Raw genomic sequence first — 19,909 nt, 5'->3', positions numbered from 1 at the left:
TCGTATTTTAGTGGTCTCGATTAATCATATAATTCATTAAATGTTTCAGAAAAACGATGTTACGAGGCATCTCTTTCAATGCTTCCATAGCAAGGCAGTAGTGTTCCCACATTTCTTTCCGAGCACCAACAGTTCCAAGGATGGAGACAAAAGTCGAATTGTTGTTTTCAACATCCTTGCCCGTAGGCTTACCCAGTAAGAGTAAATCACCTTCGATATCAAGCAAATCATCTTTAATCTGAAAGGCAATTCCTGCGTGATAGGCGTATTTCTTTAAAGCTACAATTTCCGGCTCTCTAACTTCAGCGAGAATGGCAGGCATGATCAAAGAAGCCTCAAAAGCTATTCCTGTTTTATAAAAGCACATCATATTCAATTGATCTATTGTCAGTTCTTTTCCTTTTGACTGCAAATCCATCGCTTGACCCATACACATCTCTTCTGTCTTTTCGGCAGAATATTGCATCAAAGTGAGCACTGTTTGGGCATTGTAATGCTCAAGAGACGCTTGTTCTTTAATGGCCCTCAGGATTAGAAACAATCCCGTTAGTTCGGCAGTAGCAATATTTTCTACCTGATGCAACGTTGGACGCCCTCTACGAGTAGCAGCATTATCCTGAGATGGGAGATCATCAAAGATCAAGGAAGCGGTATGCATGTATTCTAATGATCTCAGAAGCGGGACGATTTCTGAAGCGTGTAGTCCATATTCGTTCACGCCCATAACCCAAGTCAAAATAGGCCTGATACGTTTCCCATCCCCTTCCAGACTATAATTTGCAGCATCAATCAGAGGTTGCTCCATTTCTGGAATCCCTTTATGTTTGTGAATGGGTAACATGCTGTTGATCTGCAGGCGAACCGTTTGGATCGTATCATAAAAGTCTTCTTTTTCCGTTCGACTGTTTTTAAGATTGATCACCATCTGATCCCGAAGCAGTTTATCAAAGAAATCCACATCATTCGCTTTTCGTACCATTTGTTGCACTAGACGATTAAATTCTGGATTACCCGAGGCGAAAATATCCATAATCTCGTTATATTTTTCATTACCGACGCGCTCTTTACATCGTTTTAGACCATTGATGGCTCGATCCAGTATTACTTCACGAGTCTTGGCATCGGAGTGATACACGTTATGGATCAAATGGGAAATGACCGCCCAGTATAATTCAAAGGGATTGATCAGATCCGTTCGCTGAGTATGATATTTTAAATAGTAAGTATACGGAGTTACAGCCCCGTCTTTCATATCATCAAACATATCCGCAAAATCATCCGCTAGCTGGTTGTAAATACCATAACAAAATGTTCGATGATCAAACCCTTCATCCAAGGGTGCACTAATGACAGTACGGACAATCAACCGGGAAGAAGAGGATTTTAAGATGATCGGTATATACAACTCTTCGTTGGTGTATTTCGCGTTCGATAGATCTTTTACACGGTCCATGTCCTGGGAATGAAAAAACACATAAGACTGCTCGAAAAATGTATTCTGTGTTTCAGCTCGCTGATGTCTCTTAATATATTCAAAGGCTTCACTAAGCTCGGCGTGTACATAATGGATCAAATCCTTATTATTACCCACCCACTCTTCCAATTCTGGTATAGATCCAGTGAGAAGTGCGGTACGTATCATTTGGGAATATTGTTCTTTCTCTTGCTTATTTAAGACCCCTGAATCGAGTAGATCGTCGATAAAAGGATAAGTCAGTCCATAGGAATAACCAAGTCTGATGGCTTCATCCAGTCTCCGGGAACGTTCTTCCTGCGATATTTCTTCGTCCATCTCTTCCATCACGTGTAGAATAACCCCAATAATGATCTTGATCAATTTGCGCTGAGCATGCTCCGCATTCATTTCCTTAGGTATATTAGAGGATACATTCTTAAGTTTACTGATCACCCAGATTACTGCAGTTTCAATGCCTTCCTTCTGTCCCCATCGATACAACCCGTTAAGACTCATGAATTCTGGCTGGTCTCCCCGGTTTGGTGCAGAGGAATGAATTAATTGGTTTTTGATGTCAGCAACTAGACGTTGAATTCTGGACTTCGTATCTGGAGAATTCATGTCTTTACCTAAATCCCTCATATACATATAGGAAACGCTTCGATCCAAGTAATCTTCTAATTTACCCCTATAATTCAGCCATTGAATATACCTATGGTAATCACGCGAATTTGGCTTTCTCTTTCCCCACGAAAAAAAGGACAGCCAAGATTGTTGATGAATATGTTTACTTTTCCACAATCGAAAATCATCTGTAAGTGCAGGGACATAAGTCTTTTCCCTGATTTGTATATCAAGTAATGCAAAATATTGAGTAGCTTTTTGTTCAGCCAGCCGATACCATGTATCAGCTTGTTGTGTAAATTCCTTATTCATACGTGGATTCCCTCAAATTCTATTATTGTTAAACATGTACCCATTCATGTCACATTAAATACGTCGTATCATGTTCATTCCTTTATATACGTGAAAGAATGTATTGGGTTACGAACGGGTGGAATGTTTCGGGTCTGTGAAGTACAAATGCTATTATGTGGACTAGTATATGGAAAAAGACAAAATAAAAAACAACTCGAACTTTTTAGTTCGAGTTGTTCATATCACAAAGAAAATGCTATTTCAAATTAATTGCATCGTGGTCAGGCATGTGTCATCGCTTTCGAACGTAGAAACCTTGGATTCTGCCTGTTTCCCGCCTTGCTCGATCTTAATGTTATATGTGGTGTCTCGAGGAAGCCAAAGATCGATAAATCCATTAGATTGGGATTTCAATGTATCTTCCAAGATCACATTTCCTTCCATATCGTTGATGGATACACTAAATTCTTGTTCGACCATTTCACCTTGGCAGCCTGTCAAGCTATGCGTTGCGCAAGGATGCGTTTGATCGACGAATGGCGCAATGGAAAGGAAAAACTCGTTATCTGGTAAGTCGTAGGTTAACTTTTTTTCATCAATATCGGTTACGATGAGTTGCTTCGATGTGATTGAAGCGGATTGAGCTTCTAAAATGTCAGTACTATAATCATGCACCATTTGCTTAATACTTTGCGCATCAATTTCTTTAGGGGCATTTCTATCAAAGTTTCCTATCACCATATACATACCAAAAACAATGACAACCAATCCAGTTACCACTAATATTTTATTTCTCAACTTGTAATCATCCCCTTATCGCTATTGAATTGTTCATTTCTAGCCCTATGTATCTTCTATAGTATAACTATTATTACCATGCTAGTATTCATGAGGAAAGGGCGATATAGTGAAGAATGTAAAGCGAAAGAATGAAATTTAACATTGTAGAATCTAATGATTAACTACACCGTTATCAGATGTTGAACGATCATTCATTACGGTTTCTTTAGTGTCATCTGCGTACACTAAAAAAACCGTATCAATGAATGAATCCTCTTTACTTAACACCCATATATTCTTTAATGCCATCTACAATAGCTTGGGCTGCTTTATACTGAACAGTATCTGAGGACATAATTTGTTCATCTGAGCGATTACTTAGGAATCCAACTTCCAATAATACAGCAGGCATAGTAGTCTCTCTGATCACTTGTAGACTACCATTTTTAACCCCTCGATCAGTTAAACCTATCGCTTTAATTAAATACTTATGAATGATATTGGCAAGATCTTTACTACTACTTCTTTGATAATAATAAGTTTCCGTTCCATTCACTTGAGGTGCTGCGAGTACACTGTTCCCATGAATAGATACAAACACATCCGCATTTAATTGATTTGCTAGTTGCACCCGTTCAGTACGGGTCGGGTAGATGTCACTATCACGCGTCATTACTACTTCTATATTGGGCTCCTTTAGAAGAAGTTCTTGGACTTTCAGAGCTAACGACAAGTTAAAGTTCTTCTCATACTTATTCGTGATACTAGTTGTACCTGGATCACTTCCGCCATGTCCTGGATCGATAACTACAACCTTACGACCTGACTCGATGATCGGAGGAACCGTTGCTGTACTGTCTTCTGTCACATTCAAATCGATTACGAGCATATTTGAATCCACACCAGTAATTAATTGAAATGCATTTGCTTGTGTCAGAGCAATGACCACTCGAACCTGGTAGGGATCACGAGTAAACAACGAATACCTTACTTCCGATATATTCGGATATCCACTAATATCTAATATCCCTTTCAATCCAGCATCCAAAGGTTGCAATGATCCAAAGGAATCAGCGAAAGTTGTATTGGGTAGATCTACTACGATTCGATCGGGATTAGTTAATCTGGAAATTTTAGGAATTACAGCTCCATCTGAAGATATAATGAGTTGGTTGTTTACAAAGCTCAATCTATTAATATGATTTACTGCATTCGTTGTCTGACCACTTCCATTTGTACCCATAGGTTCAGTATCAACTTCTGGAACTTCCGTTATAGGTAGTAGCGTTTCTACTACTGTGTCTGCTTGTCCAACATCTATAGAATCCTTGGTACTACTTGTCAGATAAACTGTTTTATCAAGATTATCCCAGCTTACTGAAATCCCCATTTGTTCACTCACGAAACGAATAGGAACTAGCACGGTTTCGTTCTTTACTTGTGGTGCAGCAGTTAATACAACTTGTTTGCCATCCACCGTCGCTTCTTGTTGATTGACCTTTAAGGATATGATCTTGGCATCTTGTTGGATCTTGACGCCTTGTGACTTTTGATCCCAATCTACCTTAAATTTCAGATTCTCAACAACGATACGAATCGGGATCATTACATTCTCATTTACGACATGAACCTTGACGTTAGCAGGCATACTTATTTCCTTGCTATCAAGAATGATCTTTGACTGAACCGCTGCAGCCTCCCCTTTAGTCGGATAACTGATAATAAAGAATACACACAACAGGATTAAAAAGCTAAATTTCTTCATGATTCACCTCGGTTTGTCATTTTCTTCATAAGATCTTTTTCACCAACCCGCTTCACTCGATCATAACAATATTCTACATATAGGTACCAATATCCTGTTTTATTTACATTTTTAGCAATACATTCTGTAGATGGTGCTTTCAATCTAACTTCTTTTAAAATGACCTTACATTCATTATCTATTAGAGCTCTTAATATATCTGGTGAGGGAGATTGTAATGTTAACTTACAATTCATATACTGCTTGAATATAAAAACGGTTGATCATAAATACATCATGATCAACCGTTTTTACTCATTTACTAGTATTTTCTTTAAACATCCATGACTCACTAATTCTCCCCTATGTTGCATTTAACTCGTCAACATGTGGCTGACAGAGACCAGGTTAAACCATTATTTATTGTCTTCTAATTCTTGATCAATCAATTCCTTAATCTTGTTATAGTCAAAAGGATCATCCAATACGATTCCGTTGATCATAATTGTTGGTGTAAGTTGAACATTATATTGTTCAACTAATGCAGAGTCGATATTAATTTCAGGTAAGGCTTTACTAGCTTTAATATCTTCCTCTAGCTTGATTAGATCAATTTGTGGAATATTTGTTTTGGCCATATCCAACACGGATTCCTGAGTTATCCATGATTCATCATGGTTTGCCTGAGCTGGTTGTGCAGCGTAGAGAGCCTTATGATAGGTCCAAAATGCTTGGGGATCTTGTGCAAACACAGATTCGGCAGCAAGAGACGCTAATTGGGATTCCTCCCCATGAAATAAAACATTAATGTAAGCAAATTTGATCTTACCCGTATCTATATAGTCCTTCATCAATTGAGGGTAAATGCGTTCACTCCAAGATTTACAAGAAGGACATTTATAATCACCGAATTCAATCACGCTCACCGATGCATCGTCATTCCCTAATGTGGGTTGATTGAGAAGCGAGGGTTGCTTACTGAACTGAGCAGGTTCTTTTGCTTTCTCCTCTTGTTTTGTTGTGATAATAAACAATGCAACGATTAAAGTTATAACAACAAGTGTAATTAGAACAAGTGGTTTAGCTTTATTACTACTATGTACAGGTTTTTTATTATGTTTGACCATTTGCCTTAACCCCTTTACAATGCTATCGATCCTTCTAAAATTTAACGTCACCTTTCATTTTAATAGTTATAATAAATTAAAAATAACATATACTCCGATTACATTCAAACGCTCATTATAATATTGGTATGGATCTAATGTTAAAAAACGGTCAATCATAAGATATGATCAACCGTTCTATGAAATAATCTTATAGGCCTAACTTATGACCCTTTTCCAACCGCAGAATTTGCTTCTCTCCACCATCAGCCAATTCCCTGAACTGATTGATCGTTTCACGCATTCTAGGCAGAGCTTCTTGCTTGTAAGTACTAATAGAATCCAGAGCGGACAATACATCTGTAAATGCTTCTTTCATGGTGTCTACTGAAATACTAGCTTCAAGCGATTGCTTTTGGATTTCGACGCCTTGATTCTTCAACATTCTGGACGTACTGGAGATCAGATCGTTCGTCGTTTGGTTCAATAGCTCTATCTTTTTTAGGACAATCTTCTGATTATATAGAGCACTAGCAACGGTAACGGAAATCTTCAACGCCGAAATCGTAACATTCTTAGCCCGATCTACGCCACGAATCAATTCTTTGTTATTCCTAATGACGACTTCGATTGCCATAATCCCCTGTTGGTTGACTACCAACATCTGTTGCAGGTCCATCACTCTCTGTCGTAGAGGGAACAGTACTTCTTCGGTGATAAAACGGATTTTGTCAGGATCTTCATTACGAAGCTTGGCAGCTTCAATCTGTGACTCAATAGATTCGTCCATTAACATCCCCAGTTGAATTTCTTTCTGAAGCTTTTTAGTCAGATCTCGCAGCATCTGTTGTTCGATCTCTAGTGTGGTGTTGTCATTCTTGAGGGTGGACTTACCCTTATCTAATGAGACAACAATATCTGCAATCACAACATCGGCTTTTTGATATTTGAGAAAGTATGCCCGTAGCGGATTAAACAGCTTGCCGAGGAATCCTCTTTTAGCAAAGTCGATTGCGCTTGGGTCTAAATCTTTCAGTTGTGTATGCAGTTCAGACAGACCTTTGGCAACCTGACCTCCCTCGTCTCCCGTTTTCGAGAGATTTCCTACTGAAACCTGAAGCAACGTATTTTTATCTGAAGATGATTTCATTGTATTCATACCGAAACTGTCAATGGATTGAAGTATTTCTTTACGTTTCTCAAGCGATTCGAAATCCAGTGCCATGATTGTCGCGACATTATTGTCTGCTACCTCTTTAAGCTGTGCCACTTCAGCCGGAACGGGCTTAACCTGCTCTTCGATCGCAACTTTGATCTCTTCTTGACTGGGTAATTCCATCGTGAATGACATGTGAACCCTCCCCTAATTTAAGTTACATTTGAACGTTAAACAAGTTTCCGATCTTGTAGACAACATCATCTGTATCTGCATTAATGCTAGCCGCTTCATTAATACTTGAGATACGTTGAAGTGCCTTAATATTGGCATTATATCCGATTGTGTAAATTGGAACTTTGTAGGTCTCAATTAATCCTTTAATATCATCAAGTGAGTTACCCTCATTCGTCTCGCCATCACTTAAGACAAAGATAATAGGCTTCATATTAGGGTTAAGTGCTATCTGATCTTGAAGCATTTTCAAAGCGACGACGATTCCATCAAAAGTAGCTGTACCTCCACTGGCTTGAAGGTTGTTAACTGTACCAACAAACATGGACTGTTGGTTCGTGTCGTATTTGGCAATAGGGAGATTAATGGTTACATCACTTGAATAGGAGACAAGACCGATGCTATTATCTTTCCCTAGATATTTCTGACCTTTCAATAGGGACTCTTTCAAGCGATTAAGAGGTTCACCAGCCATACTTCCGGAGACATCGGTTACGAATACGGCAGAAATTGGTTTACTTCCATTCTTCTTTTCTTTCCATAACTTCTGTGCAGAAGATAGAAGACTACCATCGACGACTGCAACTTCTGACTTATATGAATCGAGATTATTGAAGCCTTTGTCCTTCGCCAAGTTCTGATATTCTGCTTGTTCAACGAACTCAGCAAATTTCTTAATAATGTCTAACTTATCTTGAGGAACATCACCTAATGCATATAACGGACTGTCATGTCTAACACCAAAAGGAGTGAACACATAACTGTCCTTCAAATCTGCAGCATTAATATAGGTCTGGTATTCCAAAACAAATCCATCAAGCATTCCAGACTTCGCTGCATCACGCATTTGTATCGTTGTAGATGCAATGAACGGCACATTGGCCTGAAACTTCTCAAATCCTTGAACAGCTTTATCTCCTAAAATATTAGTGCTATCGAACGTATTAAGCGCTGTTACAAGAAAATTCAACCCTGTAGAACTAGCGAACGGGTCAGTATAACCCATAGAGAACTCATTATTTGCAATCGCTTCAGTTACTGTTTTGACATTCACTGAACCGTATTTATCTACTAGTGCATCGTGTTTAGCCTTTGCTATGACAATACCAGGAACATTCCCCACGATTCTCTTCGTTATAAGTTCAGTCTTAACACCATTTGCCTTGACCATTTCACCCCATAGCTCATTAGAGGGTGTGTATGCATCTGGTATATATTTGCCGGATTTAATATAATCTACAGCTGTACCGGAAGCAATATTTCGAATCTTAACTGAAGCAGGTTTGCCATTTACGGAGATATTTGCTTTATTGAACTCGGTCGCTACCTCAGTCAACCAACCATCGATTCCCGTACCCCCTTTTTCAGGAGAAGAGAAGATTTCCACAAAATGATCGTTCGTGTTCTCTACGGTTATAGGGAACTTAGAGATATCTGGCAAAGACTCAGCAACATCAGCAGGGTTAAGATCGATCTGACCTTTAACCGGCGTCTCCGTCTTAACCGAAATATTAGAGTACAATTTGCTTAATTGTTTCGCTGCATCTTCTGATGATACTTGTGTTTTTGTTTTACCTAAATCTGAAGTCAGGTTTATCCCAAAATATACAAGTGCAAATACTAACACCACAAGAAAACCTGAAATTAGGAAAAATTTACTCTTCTTTGTCATGCTTTCCACCCCTTACTGTTTATAATATTTGGTCTGTTTGATCAAGGAATCAATTTCCTGCATACAAGGCATATTCTCAATATCTCCGGGCTCAAAACTATCTAAGCGAGATATTTCTAACAGCAATTTATCTAGCTTCAACAAGATTTCCTCATTACTAGCTATTGAACTTTTCATGAATGACAAATACTCTTTGTACACGTTTGTCTTTTCTTGAAGAAGTTCCTGAGAGAAAGATGTTGATTTATTATTCATGACACTTTCGAACTCCGACTCATCAAATACATTGAGCCTATTCAGGATACTTCTAACATTAAGGTAGAACAGCTTCTCTACCTCTTGCACGACAGAGGCAAATTTTTTGTAACTTAACTCCGTTGCTTCAAACCTCTGATTAAGAACATTGAATAAGGTGTCTTTCTTCTTAACTATTCGGTCCAACTGCCCCAAGGCGAGCGTAATATCATTTCCTAGTGCTTTAACCCGTCGGTACTGATTCAAAGCCTCCACATAGTCCTCATGCGTTCTGATATGTTTGACAGGAATAACAACAGGCTGCTTAAACAATATGACATAACTCCCATAAATCAACACCAGTGCACTTGCGAACAATAGAGTTACTCCAAATGCTGTAGTGAGAGCAGATCCGCCTATCTCTATCCCTAACAATCCGGGTGAAAGCACTATGATATTCACTGCCACCACACCAACAATCATTCCTAGTAGCTTTATGTATTTTGTGACCGTCATACGTGTACCTCCTCTAGCTCCTTTAGGAATACGTTGATTGTAAATAAGTGAAGACAATATAAATCAGTTCATTCGAGACCAATAATCAACTCCTTTAAGATCAGATAAATGACATGTTGATAAAGGTATAATAAATAGCGTGTGTTCCTTGTTATCAGTGATATATACCCAGTGTCTTTCTATTTACGTTATTTAGCTTAAAAGGTGACAACGCTGAAGATTTCATTTCTAGTCTGATGGGTATTCGTTCTTAATTGTTCCGCTATTCCCTTAAATCACATAATGACACTATATCATGAAAATTTTACCACATGTCATAATTTCGCTACAATAATGGATTAATGAAATAAAAGTTGGATTCAAGTAGGCATTAATATCTCCGTATTAAATTTCCATATTTAAAATTGAATATAACAATATATGCAACTTTTATAAATAAATGGTGTTTTATATGCTGAAGGGAAGTGCGTATTGTGATTAGACTACAACAAAGTAGAAAGTACGAAGACGTCAAACAAAAACAAACCGATTTGTGGAATGAATTAACGTCACTAGTAAGATCACCTTGGCTTTATGTAGCTCTTATAATCGGTATTTCAATTCCTATTGTGATGTATATGTTATTTATTTGGATTTCCCTCCGTGTAGAGTAACTGATTAGTCATTTTATTTAGGTGCGCAGAGAAAAAGCCCCTACGCTTAACTGTTCAAGGGCTGCTAGTTCTTAAGTCGTATTACTGAATGGAGTGAATTCTTGAGGTAGTATTAAATTCTATTTCGTTGTATCCTCGACTTCTATAATGATCGTACCTTCATCAATAGCTTCTAAATCATAGTCTTGTATTACCCACTTATGAACTTCAAATTGATAGGTTGTTACTAATACCGCAAGAGAGTTGAGATGTACATTTCCGAACCACATCAATCTTTTCGTAGTCAGCATATTATCATGTACATCAACGGATGAAATCGGGTCGATATTCACAAGATTCGTCTTATTTAATAAGTTCGAATTTAATTCTTTTAATGTATCAGTAGCTAATTCTATTTTCCATCGTCGGCTATCCTTATTAGAGACCATCATAAAATCATTGCTTGCTGAATGGAATGTCACGGAGTAATTATCATTCACTTACCAGATGTTTGATACGGAAGCTACGGCATCTATCAAGCAAATCATTCAATTATGGAAGGACAAGGATATAACTACACTTTCTGAGACCATTCACATGTTAAAAGGATTCAGCCTGAATGTCGGGGCAACGCAACTTGCCCATCTATGCAGTCGACTGGAACTAGAAATGACACATGCACAAGAAATAGAAACCGTGATTACAACCCTTCATGATGTTTTCGAAAAGACCAAATATTATTTAAAACAACAGTTAGGTGAAGAAGTCTAACTTAGAAAATTAAAATAAGCCAATGGGTGCTAACATGATTGTTAGCTTCCATCGGCTTATTTATATTAATTAAAACACTTTCGTTGTCCAAGACTCACAATTCCAGATATCTGTTGCAATATCCTGATAGAATTCAGGTTCGTGAGATATCATCAGGATCGTTCCCTTGTATGCTTTAAGAGCACGCTTAAGTTCTTCCTTCGCATCAATATCCAAATGGTTCGTAGGCTCATCTAATACAAGTATATTCGTCTCCGTATTAATGAGTTTACATAGACGTACTTTAGCTTTTTCTCCACCACTCAGAACAGCAATCTTACTCTCAATATGCTTCGTGGTTAACCCACATTTCGCAAGGGCAGCACGTACTTCATATTGTGAAAGAGACGGGAACGTCTCCCATATTTCCTCGATACAGGTATTATAATTGCCTTCTTTCATCTCTTGCTCAAAATAACCAATCTCCTGGTTATAACCAAGTTCTATTGAACCAGATAATGCAGGAATCTCGCCGAGAATACTGCGTAACAAGGTCGTTTTCCCGATCCCATTCGCACCGACAAGTGCAATCTTTTGTCCACGTTCCATCAGTAGATCCAATGGACGAGATAAAGGTTCCTCGTAACCGATAACAAGACCTTTAGCTTCAAAGATAACTTTCCCGGCTGTTTTGCCATCCTTGAAATTAAATTGCGGCTTCGGTTTGTCCTTTGAAAGCTCGATGACATCCATCTTGTCGAGTTTCTTTTGTCTGGACATCGCCATATTACGGGTAGCCACACTCGCTTTGTTACGAGCAACGAAGTCTTTCAGTTCTGAAATTTCTTGTTGTTGACGGTTAAAAGCAGATTCAAGCTGCGTTTTTCTCATTTCATAAACCTGCTGGAATTGTTCATAATCACCAACATAACGAGTCAGCTTTTGATTTTCCATATGATAAATCAAGTTGATGACACTATTTAGGAATGGCATATCATGTGAGATCAGAATAAAAGCATTCTCATACTCTTGCAGATAACGTCTTAACCACTCAATATGTTGTTCATCCAAATAGTTCGTCGGCTCATCCAGGAGCAAAATATCTGGTTTCTCTAGTAGCAACTTCGCAAGTAAAATTTTGGTGCGTTGTCCTCCACTAAGGTCGTTCACGTCACGATCTAATCCAATGTCAGTGATCCCAAGTCCACGTGCTGTCTCTTGTACTTTCGCATCGATCAGATAGAAATCTTGACTCGTTAGCGTATCTTGGATTGTACCGACTTCTTCAAGTAACTTCTCTAGTTCTTCAGGTGTTACATCACCCATCTTGCCATACATATCATTCATTTCTTGCTCAAGGTCGAACAAGTATTGGAATGCACTACGTAGTACATCTTGAATCGTTAGCCCTTTCGTTAGAACAGCATGCTGATCAAGATAACCGACACGCACCCGCTTGGACCATTCAACCTTACCCTCATCGGGCTGTAACTTACCTGTGACAATATTCATAAAAGTGGATTTACCTTCGCCGTTTGCGCCGAATAAACCGATGTGCTCGCCTTTGAGAAGACGGAATGCAACGTCCTTGAAGATGGCACGATCTCCAAAGCCATGACTTAATCCTTCAACATTTAATATGCTCATGTATAGACACCTTTTTCATATATTTTTCTCGTATTATTATAAGCATGATTAAGCAAAAACTCAATGGAGAAACTTTTTTTGTTCATATTGGTTTTGGGTGCATCAGTGTATATAATCTATAATCTACACAATTCGACATTTACTAACTATAATAAAGTTACTTGACAATATACATTGAATTCGGTATTATTGTCTTAAATACAAGATACTATAAATAAGGACATCCTAGAGTATCCTTTTTATGAATATTTTTATTACTTATTTTATAGGTGGTGTGTTTCATGGGTTTTTGGGGAAATATATTTGGTAAAACAACTACTGAGGAGGAAATAACAATGTCAAAATTAAATATCGGAATTATTCTGGGAAGTACTCGTCAAGGTCGTGTAAGTCCACAAGTCGGAGAATGGGTAAAACGTGTCGCTGATCAACGTGGTGATGCGAACTATGAAATCGTAGATATCGCGGACTTCAAGCTTCCACTATTGGGGGAAGCGGATGCTACAGAACAAGCAACAGCATGGAATACAAAGCTTGCTAGCTTAGATGGTTTCGTATTTATCGTTTCAGAATACAACCACAGCATAACAGCATCATTGAAGAATGCACTTGATTATGCACGTGATGCTTGGAACAATAAAGCAGCTGGTATCGTAAGTTATGGTTCTGTAGGTGGCGCTCGTGCAGCTGAGCATCTTCGTGGAATCTTGGGTGAATTGTCCGTAGCGGATGTTCGTGTACACCCAGCATTGTCCCTATTCACTGATTTTGAGAACGGAACTGTGTTCAAACCAGCGGATATGCATCTTACAAATGTGAACGGTATGCTTGACCAAGTGCTTGCATGGAGCGGTGCATTGAAAACATTACGCTAATATCAACTTCCAACACCTCTTTATTTAAGAGGTGTTTTTTCATTTCAAAAAATACTTCTATCCTCTACATAACTTGAAAATTATATGTACATCACCAGATGGGAGAAAACGGGTATAGATTCCCTTTCAAACTAAACGATGCTTGTCCTGTTTCTTCCGATACTATAATGACAAGCGCATCGCATATTTCAGATAATCCAAGTCCTGCTCGATGTCTAGTTCCTAGCTTCTTCTGTTCAGTCTTCCTCTGAGTCAAAGGCAATACGTTTGCTGCAGAAATAATTTTGTCGCCTTGTATTAAGACTGCACCATCATGTAGCGGACCACCAGGTGTGAATATGGATTCTAGCAACGAATGCGTCAACCTCGCGGAGATCATTACACCTGGAGTAATAAACTTATCGATGGGTTCTGATCTTTCTACTACAATAAGAGCTCCATGACGCCGTTGTGATAAGTGAGTAATCGCTTGAGATAACTCATCATATCTATCTGTATACGGGGCTAGATAACATTTCAAATAAAAGGTTGAGGCAAGGGATTCCGTATCTACAAATTGTTCCTTCATATTATGAAACTCGTTCAACAAACAATTACCAGCTTCGTGTTCTAATCCCAGTATTAATGCATCGATGGATAAGCTTAATTGTAGGAGTCTATTCTTTACTTCAACTTGCATTGGAGAGAAGTCACATTGTATATCATCCATTCCTTCACCTCCCTTAAATGTTTATATCTTGTTTAAAAAGAATACTACTTCTATTTTGCTTACCACCCTTTTGTTCTATACATCAAATGTAATAAGTTATCGATTCCGAAGACAGTGAACACGTTTGTGGAAGCGAGTGAGAAACGCACTATGTCCCCGGATTCCGTGACGGATTTGTCCATTGGCCTACTCACCGAATAGATGCACTAAAACGGAGGAACACAAATACCCTGCAAGTTGCACTTCATCAGAAGTGCAACTTGCAGGGCAATCTGTTCATGCTTAGTTTCTTTCGTTACGCTTAGCTGCCAAGTCCGCGGAGAGCTGTAATGTACGTTGTTTATTCAACGGATAGACAAAGACCAAGAGTGAAAAAATGATAAGATACACGAGGCCTGGCACTAATGTGCTTAAACGATATAGGCCATTCAATGTTTCTTCGTTTTGAACGATATTCACCGAGTTGTAGCCAATGGCTGCAATCGCAAATCCCCCAATACCACCCGCAATCGCTTGTCCCAACTTTCGTGCAAAGGAATACACGGAGTAGACTGTCCCGTCTTCTCGAAGACCCGTTATAAATTCATGGTAATCGATGACATCGGTAACAAAAGCCCACACCACGAGATTGAAGAAGCCGACTCCAAAGGTACCAATCGTGGAGATAGTAATGAATTGAATCGCTGTTAAATCTGGAATGAAGGCTAAGCTCAAATGTACAACCGCAGCTAGAAGCATGCCCACAGCAGCAACTTCCTTCTTACCGAATCTAGCTACCAAAGGCTTAGCTATCGAAATTGCAATAATCATTGCAGAAATGTGAATAAGTCCGACGATACTTAGTAATGAAGCGTTCCCAAAATAGTCTTTGTACAAATACACGTTAACCGCACCTGAAAGCAATGTTAGCATCATGAAACTGAGTGAAATGATTAGGATGGAGATCAGCGGTTTATTTCTTATCAAACCTTTCAAGGTCAGCTTAAAGATTGTTTGGTTTGCTTGCGTATCAGGGGCGATAATACGCTCTGTTGACATTTTGTAACAGGCTATATAACTAGAGAGAGATAGGATTCCGAACAGAATACCTCCCATCATAAAGTGATTGGCATCTGCTTTGTTGTCAACGAACAGAATCAATGGTCCCAAGACGTTAACAAGTAACCCCGCAATCACCCCACCCATCGTTCTAAAAGTAGATAACGACGTACGCTCAACTGGATCACTCGTGATAGAAGAAGCCATGGAGCCGTAAGGTATATTGACCGTGCTGTACAAGGTTCCCCAGAGAATATAGGTGATGAAGGCATAGACCAGATAGAAGCCGTTGGACATCCCGGGAATTTGCACGAACATTAAGATACCAGAAAATACGAGCGGGAAGGACATTCTGAGAATCCATGGCTTGAACTTCCCGTGCGCACTTGCCTTCCTCGTATCAATGAATCTGCCCCAGGTCACATCTGCGACCGCATCCCAAATTCGCGCAACTAAGAAGAGAATTCCTACAGAAGCAGCACTGATATGAAAAACATCTGTGTAATAAACCATTAAGAATGAGCTAACGAGAAGAAAAAAGAAGTCGTTTCCTAAATCCCCGAACAAATAACCTATTTTATCTTTCATCCCAAATTTTCTTAATTCCTTAGATCTAGCTTCTGGTTGCGCAGACTGAAAATTGGTCACAGGCTTCATATACTAACCTCCTACTCCTACTTCTACTTCATCATTTTTCAATCTGTGTAAGTTCTTTATTTAAGATATAAATGAGCTTTTCATTGAAAATATCAGGTGCGATGGATGCGAGCGTATCCACTTTCATCCCACTGGCCATTCCAAACATTGGATTCTCGGAAAGGTTCCCTAAATACTTCTCAAGTACAGTTCGTGCTGTGTCATTCTCCATAATTGAACCCAACGTACAACGAGTGGAATACACATCGTCTGTAATGATAAGGGATTCAATCTTGACATCTTCTAGAACAGGAACTTGGAACCAGTTCTTGACGACACCGCCTTCGTCTGCCGGGGCAATATAGCTTAGATTGGCTTCTGCTACTTTATTGAAGTGAGCCGTATCCTCGTAAGTGTGCCCATCTTGGTGAGAGACAGCTGTGATAGCATTGAAGCCTTTTAGTAAAGCTACATTCTCAAAAGTGAAGATATGATTTTCACTACTAGAAGTCGCTAATTCTACACCATTCGCATAGAGGGTAACGTTATCGCAATTTGCGTAAACTTTCACCTGAATAGCCTCATCCACTCGGTCGATGTAACGTTTGCTAGTAATATGTACGAACTTCTCATCGGACCAATTCGCTTTATACAAATAGAAGGCATCCTTCTTAATCTTGCGGTCATAAGTGACTAAACCTTTGTTGTTTCTGCCCAGCACTCCGCCCTCATCACGAATATTGGCACCGAAATCAAACATATTCCATACATAGGTTGCCCATAGGAAAGGTCGCTTCGCAAAGATATTCCACACGATTTCATGGTAAAGTGCATGATACTCTTCTGTGTAATCTTTAACCGCAGGCTGATTGTTGTGATATTGTAAAATGCCCTCTGCACCGTATTCGGAGATGCATAATTTCGCCGTTGGGTTCGTTTGGTGGAAACCATCAATCCAATCTGCGAAATCTTCGGCTTTACCATTGTACCAACCATAATATTTGTTATAGCCAATAACATCCGTCACCTTGTTATAGTCGTCATCATCTTCAACGAACATGACGTTTGCCATGGTTGTTAATCGTGTAGGGTCTTCCTGCTTTGTTAACGTATTCAATTCGCTAACAAGCTTTCGAAGTGCTGGCGTCTCTCCACCGATTTGAATTTCATTTTGTATGCCCCAGAAGATAATGGAGGGATGGTTGAAATTTTGTCTGATCAATTCAATCATTTGCTGCTTGGCATTGATGCCTTCCAATTCGGTCTTGGACATCACAGAAATAAACGGAATTTCAGCCCATATCACCATACCTTCTTGATCACATAGATCGTAGAAGTACTGGTCATGCTGATAATGTGCCAGACGAATCGATGTGGCGCCAACCTCTTTAATTAAGGCCATATCTTCTTCATGTTCTTTGGTCGTAATCGCCCATCCCATATCTTTGCGATCTTGATGTCGGGACACACCATGGAGATCAAGATGCTCACCGTTTAAGAAGAAACCTTTATCCGCATCCACTTCAAAAAAGCGGATACCAAATGGAATGGAGAGTTGGTCGATGGTATCATTAAAGCTAATTAAAGATATATTCACCTTATACATATAGGCATTTTGCATCCCATTCCATAGCGTTGGATTTTGAATAATAACGGGTAGATTAACTTCTTGCGTCTCCCCTGCTGGTAGCACCACTTCTTGCGCTGCATAAGCAACAGTTCGACCATCTCCATCAAGAATATCTGCCCACAGTCTAACCTTTTTATCCGCTTCATCATCATTCGTTACCTTCGATTTAATTGTAAGCGTAGCCTTCTCATGACTCACATCGTCTTGAATGACATATACACCTGAGGAGCCATAATCCATCAAGTCAAAATGAAGAGGATTCGCAATAATAAGGTTAACATTCCGGTAGATTCCGCCAAAGAACGTGAAATCGGCCATCTGAGGATATACATCATCGACCACCGTGTTATCGACCTGAACACTCAACGTATTCGCTGTGCCGAATTTGATGGCATCGGTCATATCAAATCGGAATGTAGAATATCCACCGCGATGTTGTCCCAAATGCTGACCATTGACATACACATCCGTAATACTGTTCGATCCCTCAAATTCTATAAATACGCGATTTCCTTGCACAATAGGATCGAGTACGAATGATTTGCGATACCAGCAAGCACCTTTATAGAAATCAAATCCATTGGCACCATCGATGGCGTTCCAAGTGTGTGGAAGAGTTATTGCTTCCCAACTGCTATCATTATGTGTTTCTTCTATAGCGCTAATATCTGCTTGCTTGCTAAACTTCCATAAATGATTCATCTGGATTTTCTTTCTCATGAGTAGTGTCCTTCTTTCTTAATTGTTATTTTTTATATTTGTAAGCGATTACAAAATAATCATACTTGATATTTTAGTTGCAAGATCGCATTATATTGATTAAACTAGCACAAATATTGCTTTTTTATTGAAAGTATTGGAAAGGATGATCCGTGCTGAATGAGCTAGAATTTAATTGGAGTCACTTCAACAAAACGGTGCAATTGCTACATACGTATACGAGAATGGATACACGATTTGTGGATCATCATGATCGCCTCATGTTGCAATTAGTGGACCATTTCATGCCTGCCGCCCTGCAACAATCAGACTATGTATACCCATCGATCAAAGATGACCTACAGACAGCGGAGCCGAACAAATTCTTTTACTATATAAACACGTTTGGACTAGAATATATCGCAGTTGGTGTAAGGAGAAATCAGGCGTATTGTGGGTTTGTCCTCACCGGTCCCTTTCTTTCGAGTATCCCGGATACAGATTTCATTAGTGATATTATTGTGAGAAATAACCTGCCGGTCAGTGAACGTAAGCAGCTTCAAGAGTTTTATCGCTCTTTATCTGTCATTAGCAGTAATGATTCGAATAGTCTGGGAGACTTGATCGTTAATTTATGTCTACATCCGCATACTGATTCTCAGCTCGTAACGCCTGAAATTGTTCAACCCATTTTGGATAAGGTACAACAGGAAACAAAGATCGCGGAAAGTAAAACAACAATCGAGTTCAGATATGAAATTGAAAAGGAATTGATGAGCGCCATTGCGAAGGGGGATAAGGTTAAGCTTGCTAAAATATTCAGAGAAGGGAACAGCTTTTCTAATATTTCTGATCGAATTCCGGAAAGCCCTCTTCGTTCGGCCAAAAACTTGCTTATTACGCTAAATACATTGTGTAGAGTTGCTGCAGAAAGAGGCGGTTTACATCCTGTTTACCTAGATACGATTTCTGAGAGATTCTCAATAACGATCGAAAGAGCTACCAATTTGCCGAACGTCAAAAAGTTAAACAGTGTAATTATGCAAGAGTATTGTAATGCCGTACATGAATTCTCTACCCGAAAGTATAGCGTTATTGTCAAAAATGCAGTGAATTATATTGATATGAACTTGGAAAAGCCTTTGACGCTACAACATATTGCGACAAATATCCATGTGAACCCCTCTCATCTGTCACGCAAATTCAAACAAGAGGTTCGGATGACGATGATGGATTATATCAATCAGAAGCGGATCGAAGAATCCAAGCTTTATTTGCAAAGAGGGATGATTTCCATTACCGAAGTTGCGTTTATGGTCGGTTTCAACGATCTTAATTACTTCACCCGCGTGTTTAAAAAGTATACGTCGATCACACCAACTCAGTATGTGAAAACCGCAAAAACCTGAGGAGCAATGACGCGATCATAAAGATAAAGAGCCGAGCTTCTAATCGAAGTGCGGCTCTTTAAGCAGAA

At 39.1% G+C, this 19,909-nt stretch carries 15 protein-coding genes; 3 read left to right on the top strand and 12 right to left on the bottom strand.

The genetic code is table 11. The annotated features are described in order from the left end of the window. Positions 1 to 7: 7 nt before the first annotated feature. The 8 genes from PBAT_RS24300 to PBAT_RS24265 all read right to left on the bottom strand — a co-directional run bounded on the left by PBAT_RS24300 (position 8) and on the right by PBAT_RS24265 (position 10,900). Positions 8 to 2,392 carry a polyprenyl synthetase family protein gene (locus tag PBAT_RS24300; protein ID WP_068653228.1) on the bottom strand — a complete coding sequence of 795 codons (2,385 nt, stop codon included), beginning with the start codon at positions 2,390 to 2,392 and terminating at the stop codon, positions 8 to 10. 243 nt (positions 2,393 to 2,635) lie between these two features. Further along, positions 2,636 to 3,172, bottom strand: a complete 537-nt coding sequence (locus PBAT_RS24295; RefSeq protein WP_068653227.1) for a CueP family metal-binding protein — start codon at positions 3,170 to 3,172, stop codon at positions 2,636 to 2,638. A gap of 259 nt (positions 3,173 to 3,431) precedes the next feature. After that, positions 3,432 to 4,919 carry an N-acetylmuramoyl-L-alanine amidase family protein gene (locus PBAT_RS24290; protein WP_068653226.1) on the bottom strand — a complete coding sequence of 496 codons (1,488 nt, stop codon included), beginning with the start codon at positions 4,917 to 4,919 and terminating at the stop codon, positions 3,432 to 3,434. Between the two features lie 395 nt (positions 4,920 to 5,314). Then, positions 5,315 to 6,025 carry a DsbA family protein gene (locus PBAT_RS24285; protein ID WP_068653225.1) on the bottom strand — a complete coding sequence of 237 codons (711 nt, stop codon included), beginning with the start codon at positions 6,023 to 6,025 and terminating at the stop codon, positions 5,315 to 5,317. A 190-nt stretch (positions 6,026 to 6,215) separates the two neighbouring features. Next, the gene (locus tag PBAT_RS24280; protein WP_068653224.1) at positions 6,216 to 7,355 is read right to left on the bottom strand and encodes a toxic anion resistance protein; all 1,140 of its coding nucleotides are present in this window, start codon (positions 7,353 to 7,355) and stop codon (positions 6,216 to 6,218) included. A gap of 22 nt (positions 7,356 to 7,377) precedes the next feature. After that, positions 7,378 to 9,066 carry a vWA domain-containing protein gene (locus tag PBAT_RS24275; RefSeq protein ID WP_068653223.1) on the bottom strand — a complete coding sequence of 563 codons (1,689 nt, stop codon included), beginning with the start codon at positions 9,064 to 9,066 and terminating at the stop codon, positions 7,378 to 7,380. 12 nt (positions 9,067 to 9,078) lie between these two features. After that, positions 9,079 to 9,816 (bottom strand): hypothetical protein, encoded by a 738-nt coding sequence (locus PBAT_RS24270; RefSeq protein WP_068653222.1) that lies wholly within the window; start codon positions 9,814 to 9,816, stop codon positions 9,079 to 9,081. A gap of 772 nt (positions 9,817 to 10,588) precedes the next feature. Next, on the bottom strand, positions 10,589 to 10,900 hold the full coding sequence (locus PBAT_RS24265) for a hypothetical protein (protein WP_169810179.1): 312 nt from the start codon (positions 10,898 to 10,900) through the stop codon (positions 10,589 to 10,591). A gap of 55 nt (positions 10,901 to 10,955) precedes the next feature. Here PBAT_RS24265 and PBAT_RS24260 point away from each other — a divergent pair, with 55 nt between their 5' ends. Beyond that, positions 10,956 to 11,219, top strand: a complete 264-nt coding sequence (locus PBAT_RS24260; protein ID WP_068653220.1) for an Hpt domain-containing protein — start codon at positions 10,956 to 10,958, stop codon at positions 11,217 to 11,219. 69 nt (positions 11,220 to 11,288) lie between these two features. On the opposite strand, the gene PBAT_RS24255 is transcribed toward PBAT_RS24260, so the two are convergent. Next, complete coding sequence (locus PBAT_RS24255) at positions 11,289 to 12,845, bottom strand: ABC-F family ATP-binding cassette domain-containing protein (protein WP_068653219.1); 1,557 nt, start codon at positions 12,843 to 12,845, stop codon at positions 11,289 to 11,291. A 335-nt stretch (positions 12,846 to 13,180) separates the two neighbouring features. On the opposite strand from PBAT_RS24255, the gene PBAT_RS24250 reads away from it, so the two are divergent. Then, complete coding sequence (locus tag PBAT_RS24250; protein WP_068581624.1) at positions 13,181 to 13,720, top strand: NADPH-dependent FMN reductase; 540 nt, start codon at positions 13,181 to 13,183, stop codon at positions 13,718 to 13,720. Positions 13,721 to 13,811: 91 nt separating this feature from the next. On the opposite strand, the gene cdaS is transcribed toward PBAT_RS24250, so the two are convergent. From cdaS to PBAT_RS24235, 3 genes are all read right to left on the bottom strand, one after another. Next, positions 13,812 to 14,429 (bottom strand): sporulation-specific diadenylate cyclase CdaS, encoded by a 618-nt coding sequence (gene cdaS, locus PBAT_RS24245; RefSeq protein WP_068653218.1) that lies wholly within the window; start codon positions 14,427 to 14,429, stop codon positions 13,812 to 13,814. A 282-nt stretch (positions 14,430 to 14,711) separates the two neighbouring features. Continuing rightward, on the bottom strand, positions 14,712 to 16,124 hold the full coding sequence (locus PBAT_RS24240) for an MFS transporter (protein WP_068653217.1): 1,413 nt from the start codon (positions 16,122 to 16,124) through the stop codon (positions 14,712 to 14,714). Positions 16,125 to 16,155: 31 nt separating this feature from the next. After that, positions 16,156 to 18,453 (bottom strand): glycoside hydrolase family 2 protein, encoded by a 2,298-nt coding sequence (locus PBAT_RS24235; protein ID WP_068653216.1) that lies wholly within the window; start codon positions 18,451 to 18,453, stop codon positions 16,156 to 16,158. A 152-nt stretch (positions 18,454 to 18,605) separates the two neighbouring features. Here PBAT_RS24235 and PBAT_RS24230 point away from each other — a divergent pair, with 152 nt between their 5' ends. Beyond that, on the top strand, positions 18,606 to 19,841 hold the full coding sequence (locus tag PBAT_RS24230) for a helix-turn-helix transcriptional regulator (protein ID WP_246168240.1): 1,236 nt from the start codon (positions 18,606 to 18,608) through the stop codon (positions 19,839 to 19,841). Positions 19,842 to 19,909 lie beyond the last annotated feature (68 nt).

This window comes from Paenibacillus antarcticus, from assembly GCF_001637225.1.
In the GTDB taxonomy this organism is placed as follows: Bacteria; Bacillota; Bacilli; order Paenibacillales; family Paenibacillaceae; genus Paenibacillus_AQ; species Paenibacillus_AQ antarcticus.
This window is presented reverse-complemented; position numbering and strand designations above follow the sequence as displayed.

Excerpts from the sequence above, each read along its gene's own strand:
- PBAT_RS24300 (WP_068653228.1), bottom strand. The coding sequence starts at position 2,392 with ATGAATAAGGAATTTACACAACAAGCTGATACATGGTATCGGCTGGCT.
- PBAT_RS24290 (WP_068653226.1), bottom strand. The coding sequence starts at position 4,919 with ATGAAGAAATTTAGCTTTTTAATCCTGTTGTGTGTATTCTTTATTATC.
- PBAT_RS24285 (WP_068653225.1), bottom strand. The coding sequence starts at position 6,025 with ATGGTCAAACATAATAAAAAACCTGTACATAGTAGTAATAAAGCTAAA.
- PBAT_RS24280 (WP_068653224.1), bottom strand. The coding sequence starts at position 7,355 with ATGTCATTCACGATGGAATTACCCAGTCAAGAAGAGATCAAAGTTGCG.
- PBAT_RS24275 (WP_068653223.1), bottom strand. The coding sequence starts at position 9,066 with ATGACAAAGAAGAGTAAATTTTTCCTAATTTCAGGTTTTCTTGTGGTG.
- PBAT_RS24270 (WP_068653222.1), bottom strand. The coding sequence starts at position 9,816 with ATGACGGTCACAAAATACATAAAGCTACTAGGAATGATTGTTGGTGTG.
- PBAT_RS24265 (WP_169810179.1), bottom strand. The coding sequence starts at position 10,900 with ATGATGGTCTCTAATAAGGATAGCCGACGATGGAAAATAGAATTAGCT.
- PBAT_RS24260 (WP_068653220.1), top strand. The coding sequence starts at position 10,956 with ATGTTTGATACGGAAGCTACGGCATCTATCAAGCAAATCATTCAATTA.
- PBAT_RS24255 (WP_068653219.1), bottom strand. The coding sequence starts at position 12,845 with ATGAGCATATTAAATGTTGAAGGATTAAGTCATGGCTTTGGAGATCGT.
- PBAT_RS24250 (WP_068581624.1), top strand. The coding sequence starts at position 13,181 with ATGTCAAAATTAAATATCGGAATTATTCTGGGAAGTACTCGTCAAGGT.
- cdaS (WP_068653218.1), bottom strand. The coding sequence starts at position 14,429 with ATGGATGATATACAATGTGACTTCTCTCCAATGCAAGTTGAAGTAAAG.
- PBAT_RS24240 (WP_068653217.1), bottom strand. The coding sequence starts at position 16,124 with ATGAAGCCTGTGACCAATTTTCAGTCTGCGCAACCAGAAGCTAGATCT.
- PBAT_RS24235 (WP_068653216.1), bottom strand. The coding sequence starts at position 18,453 with ATGAGAAAGAAAATCCAGATGAATCATTTATGGAAGTTTAGCAAGCAA.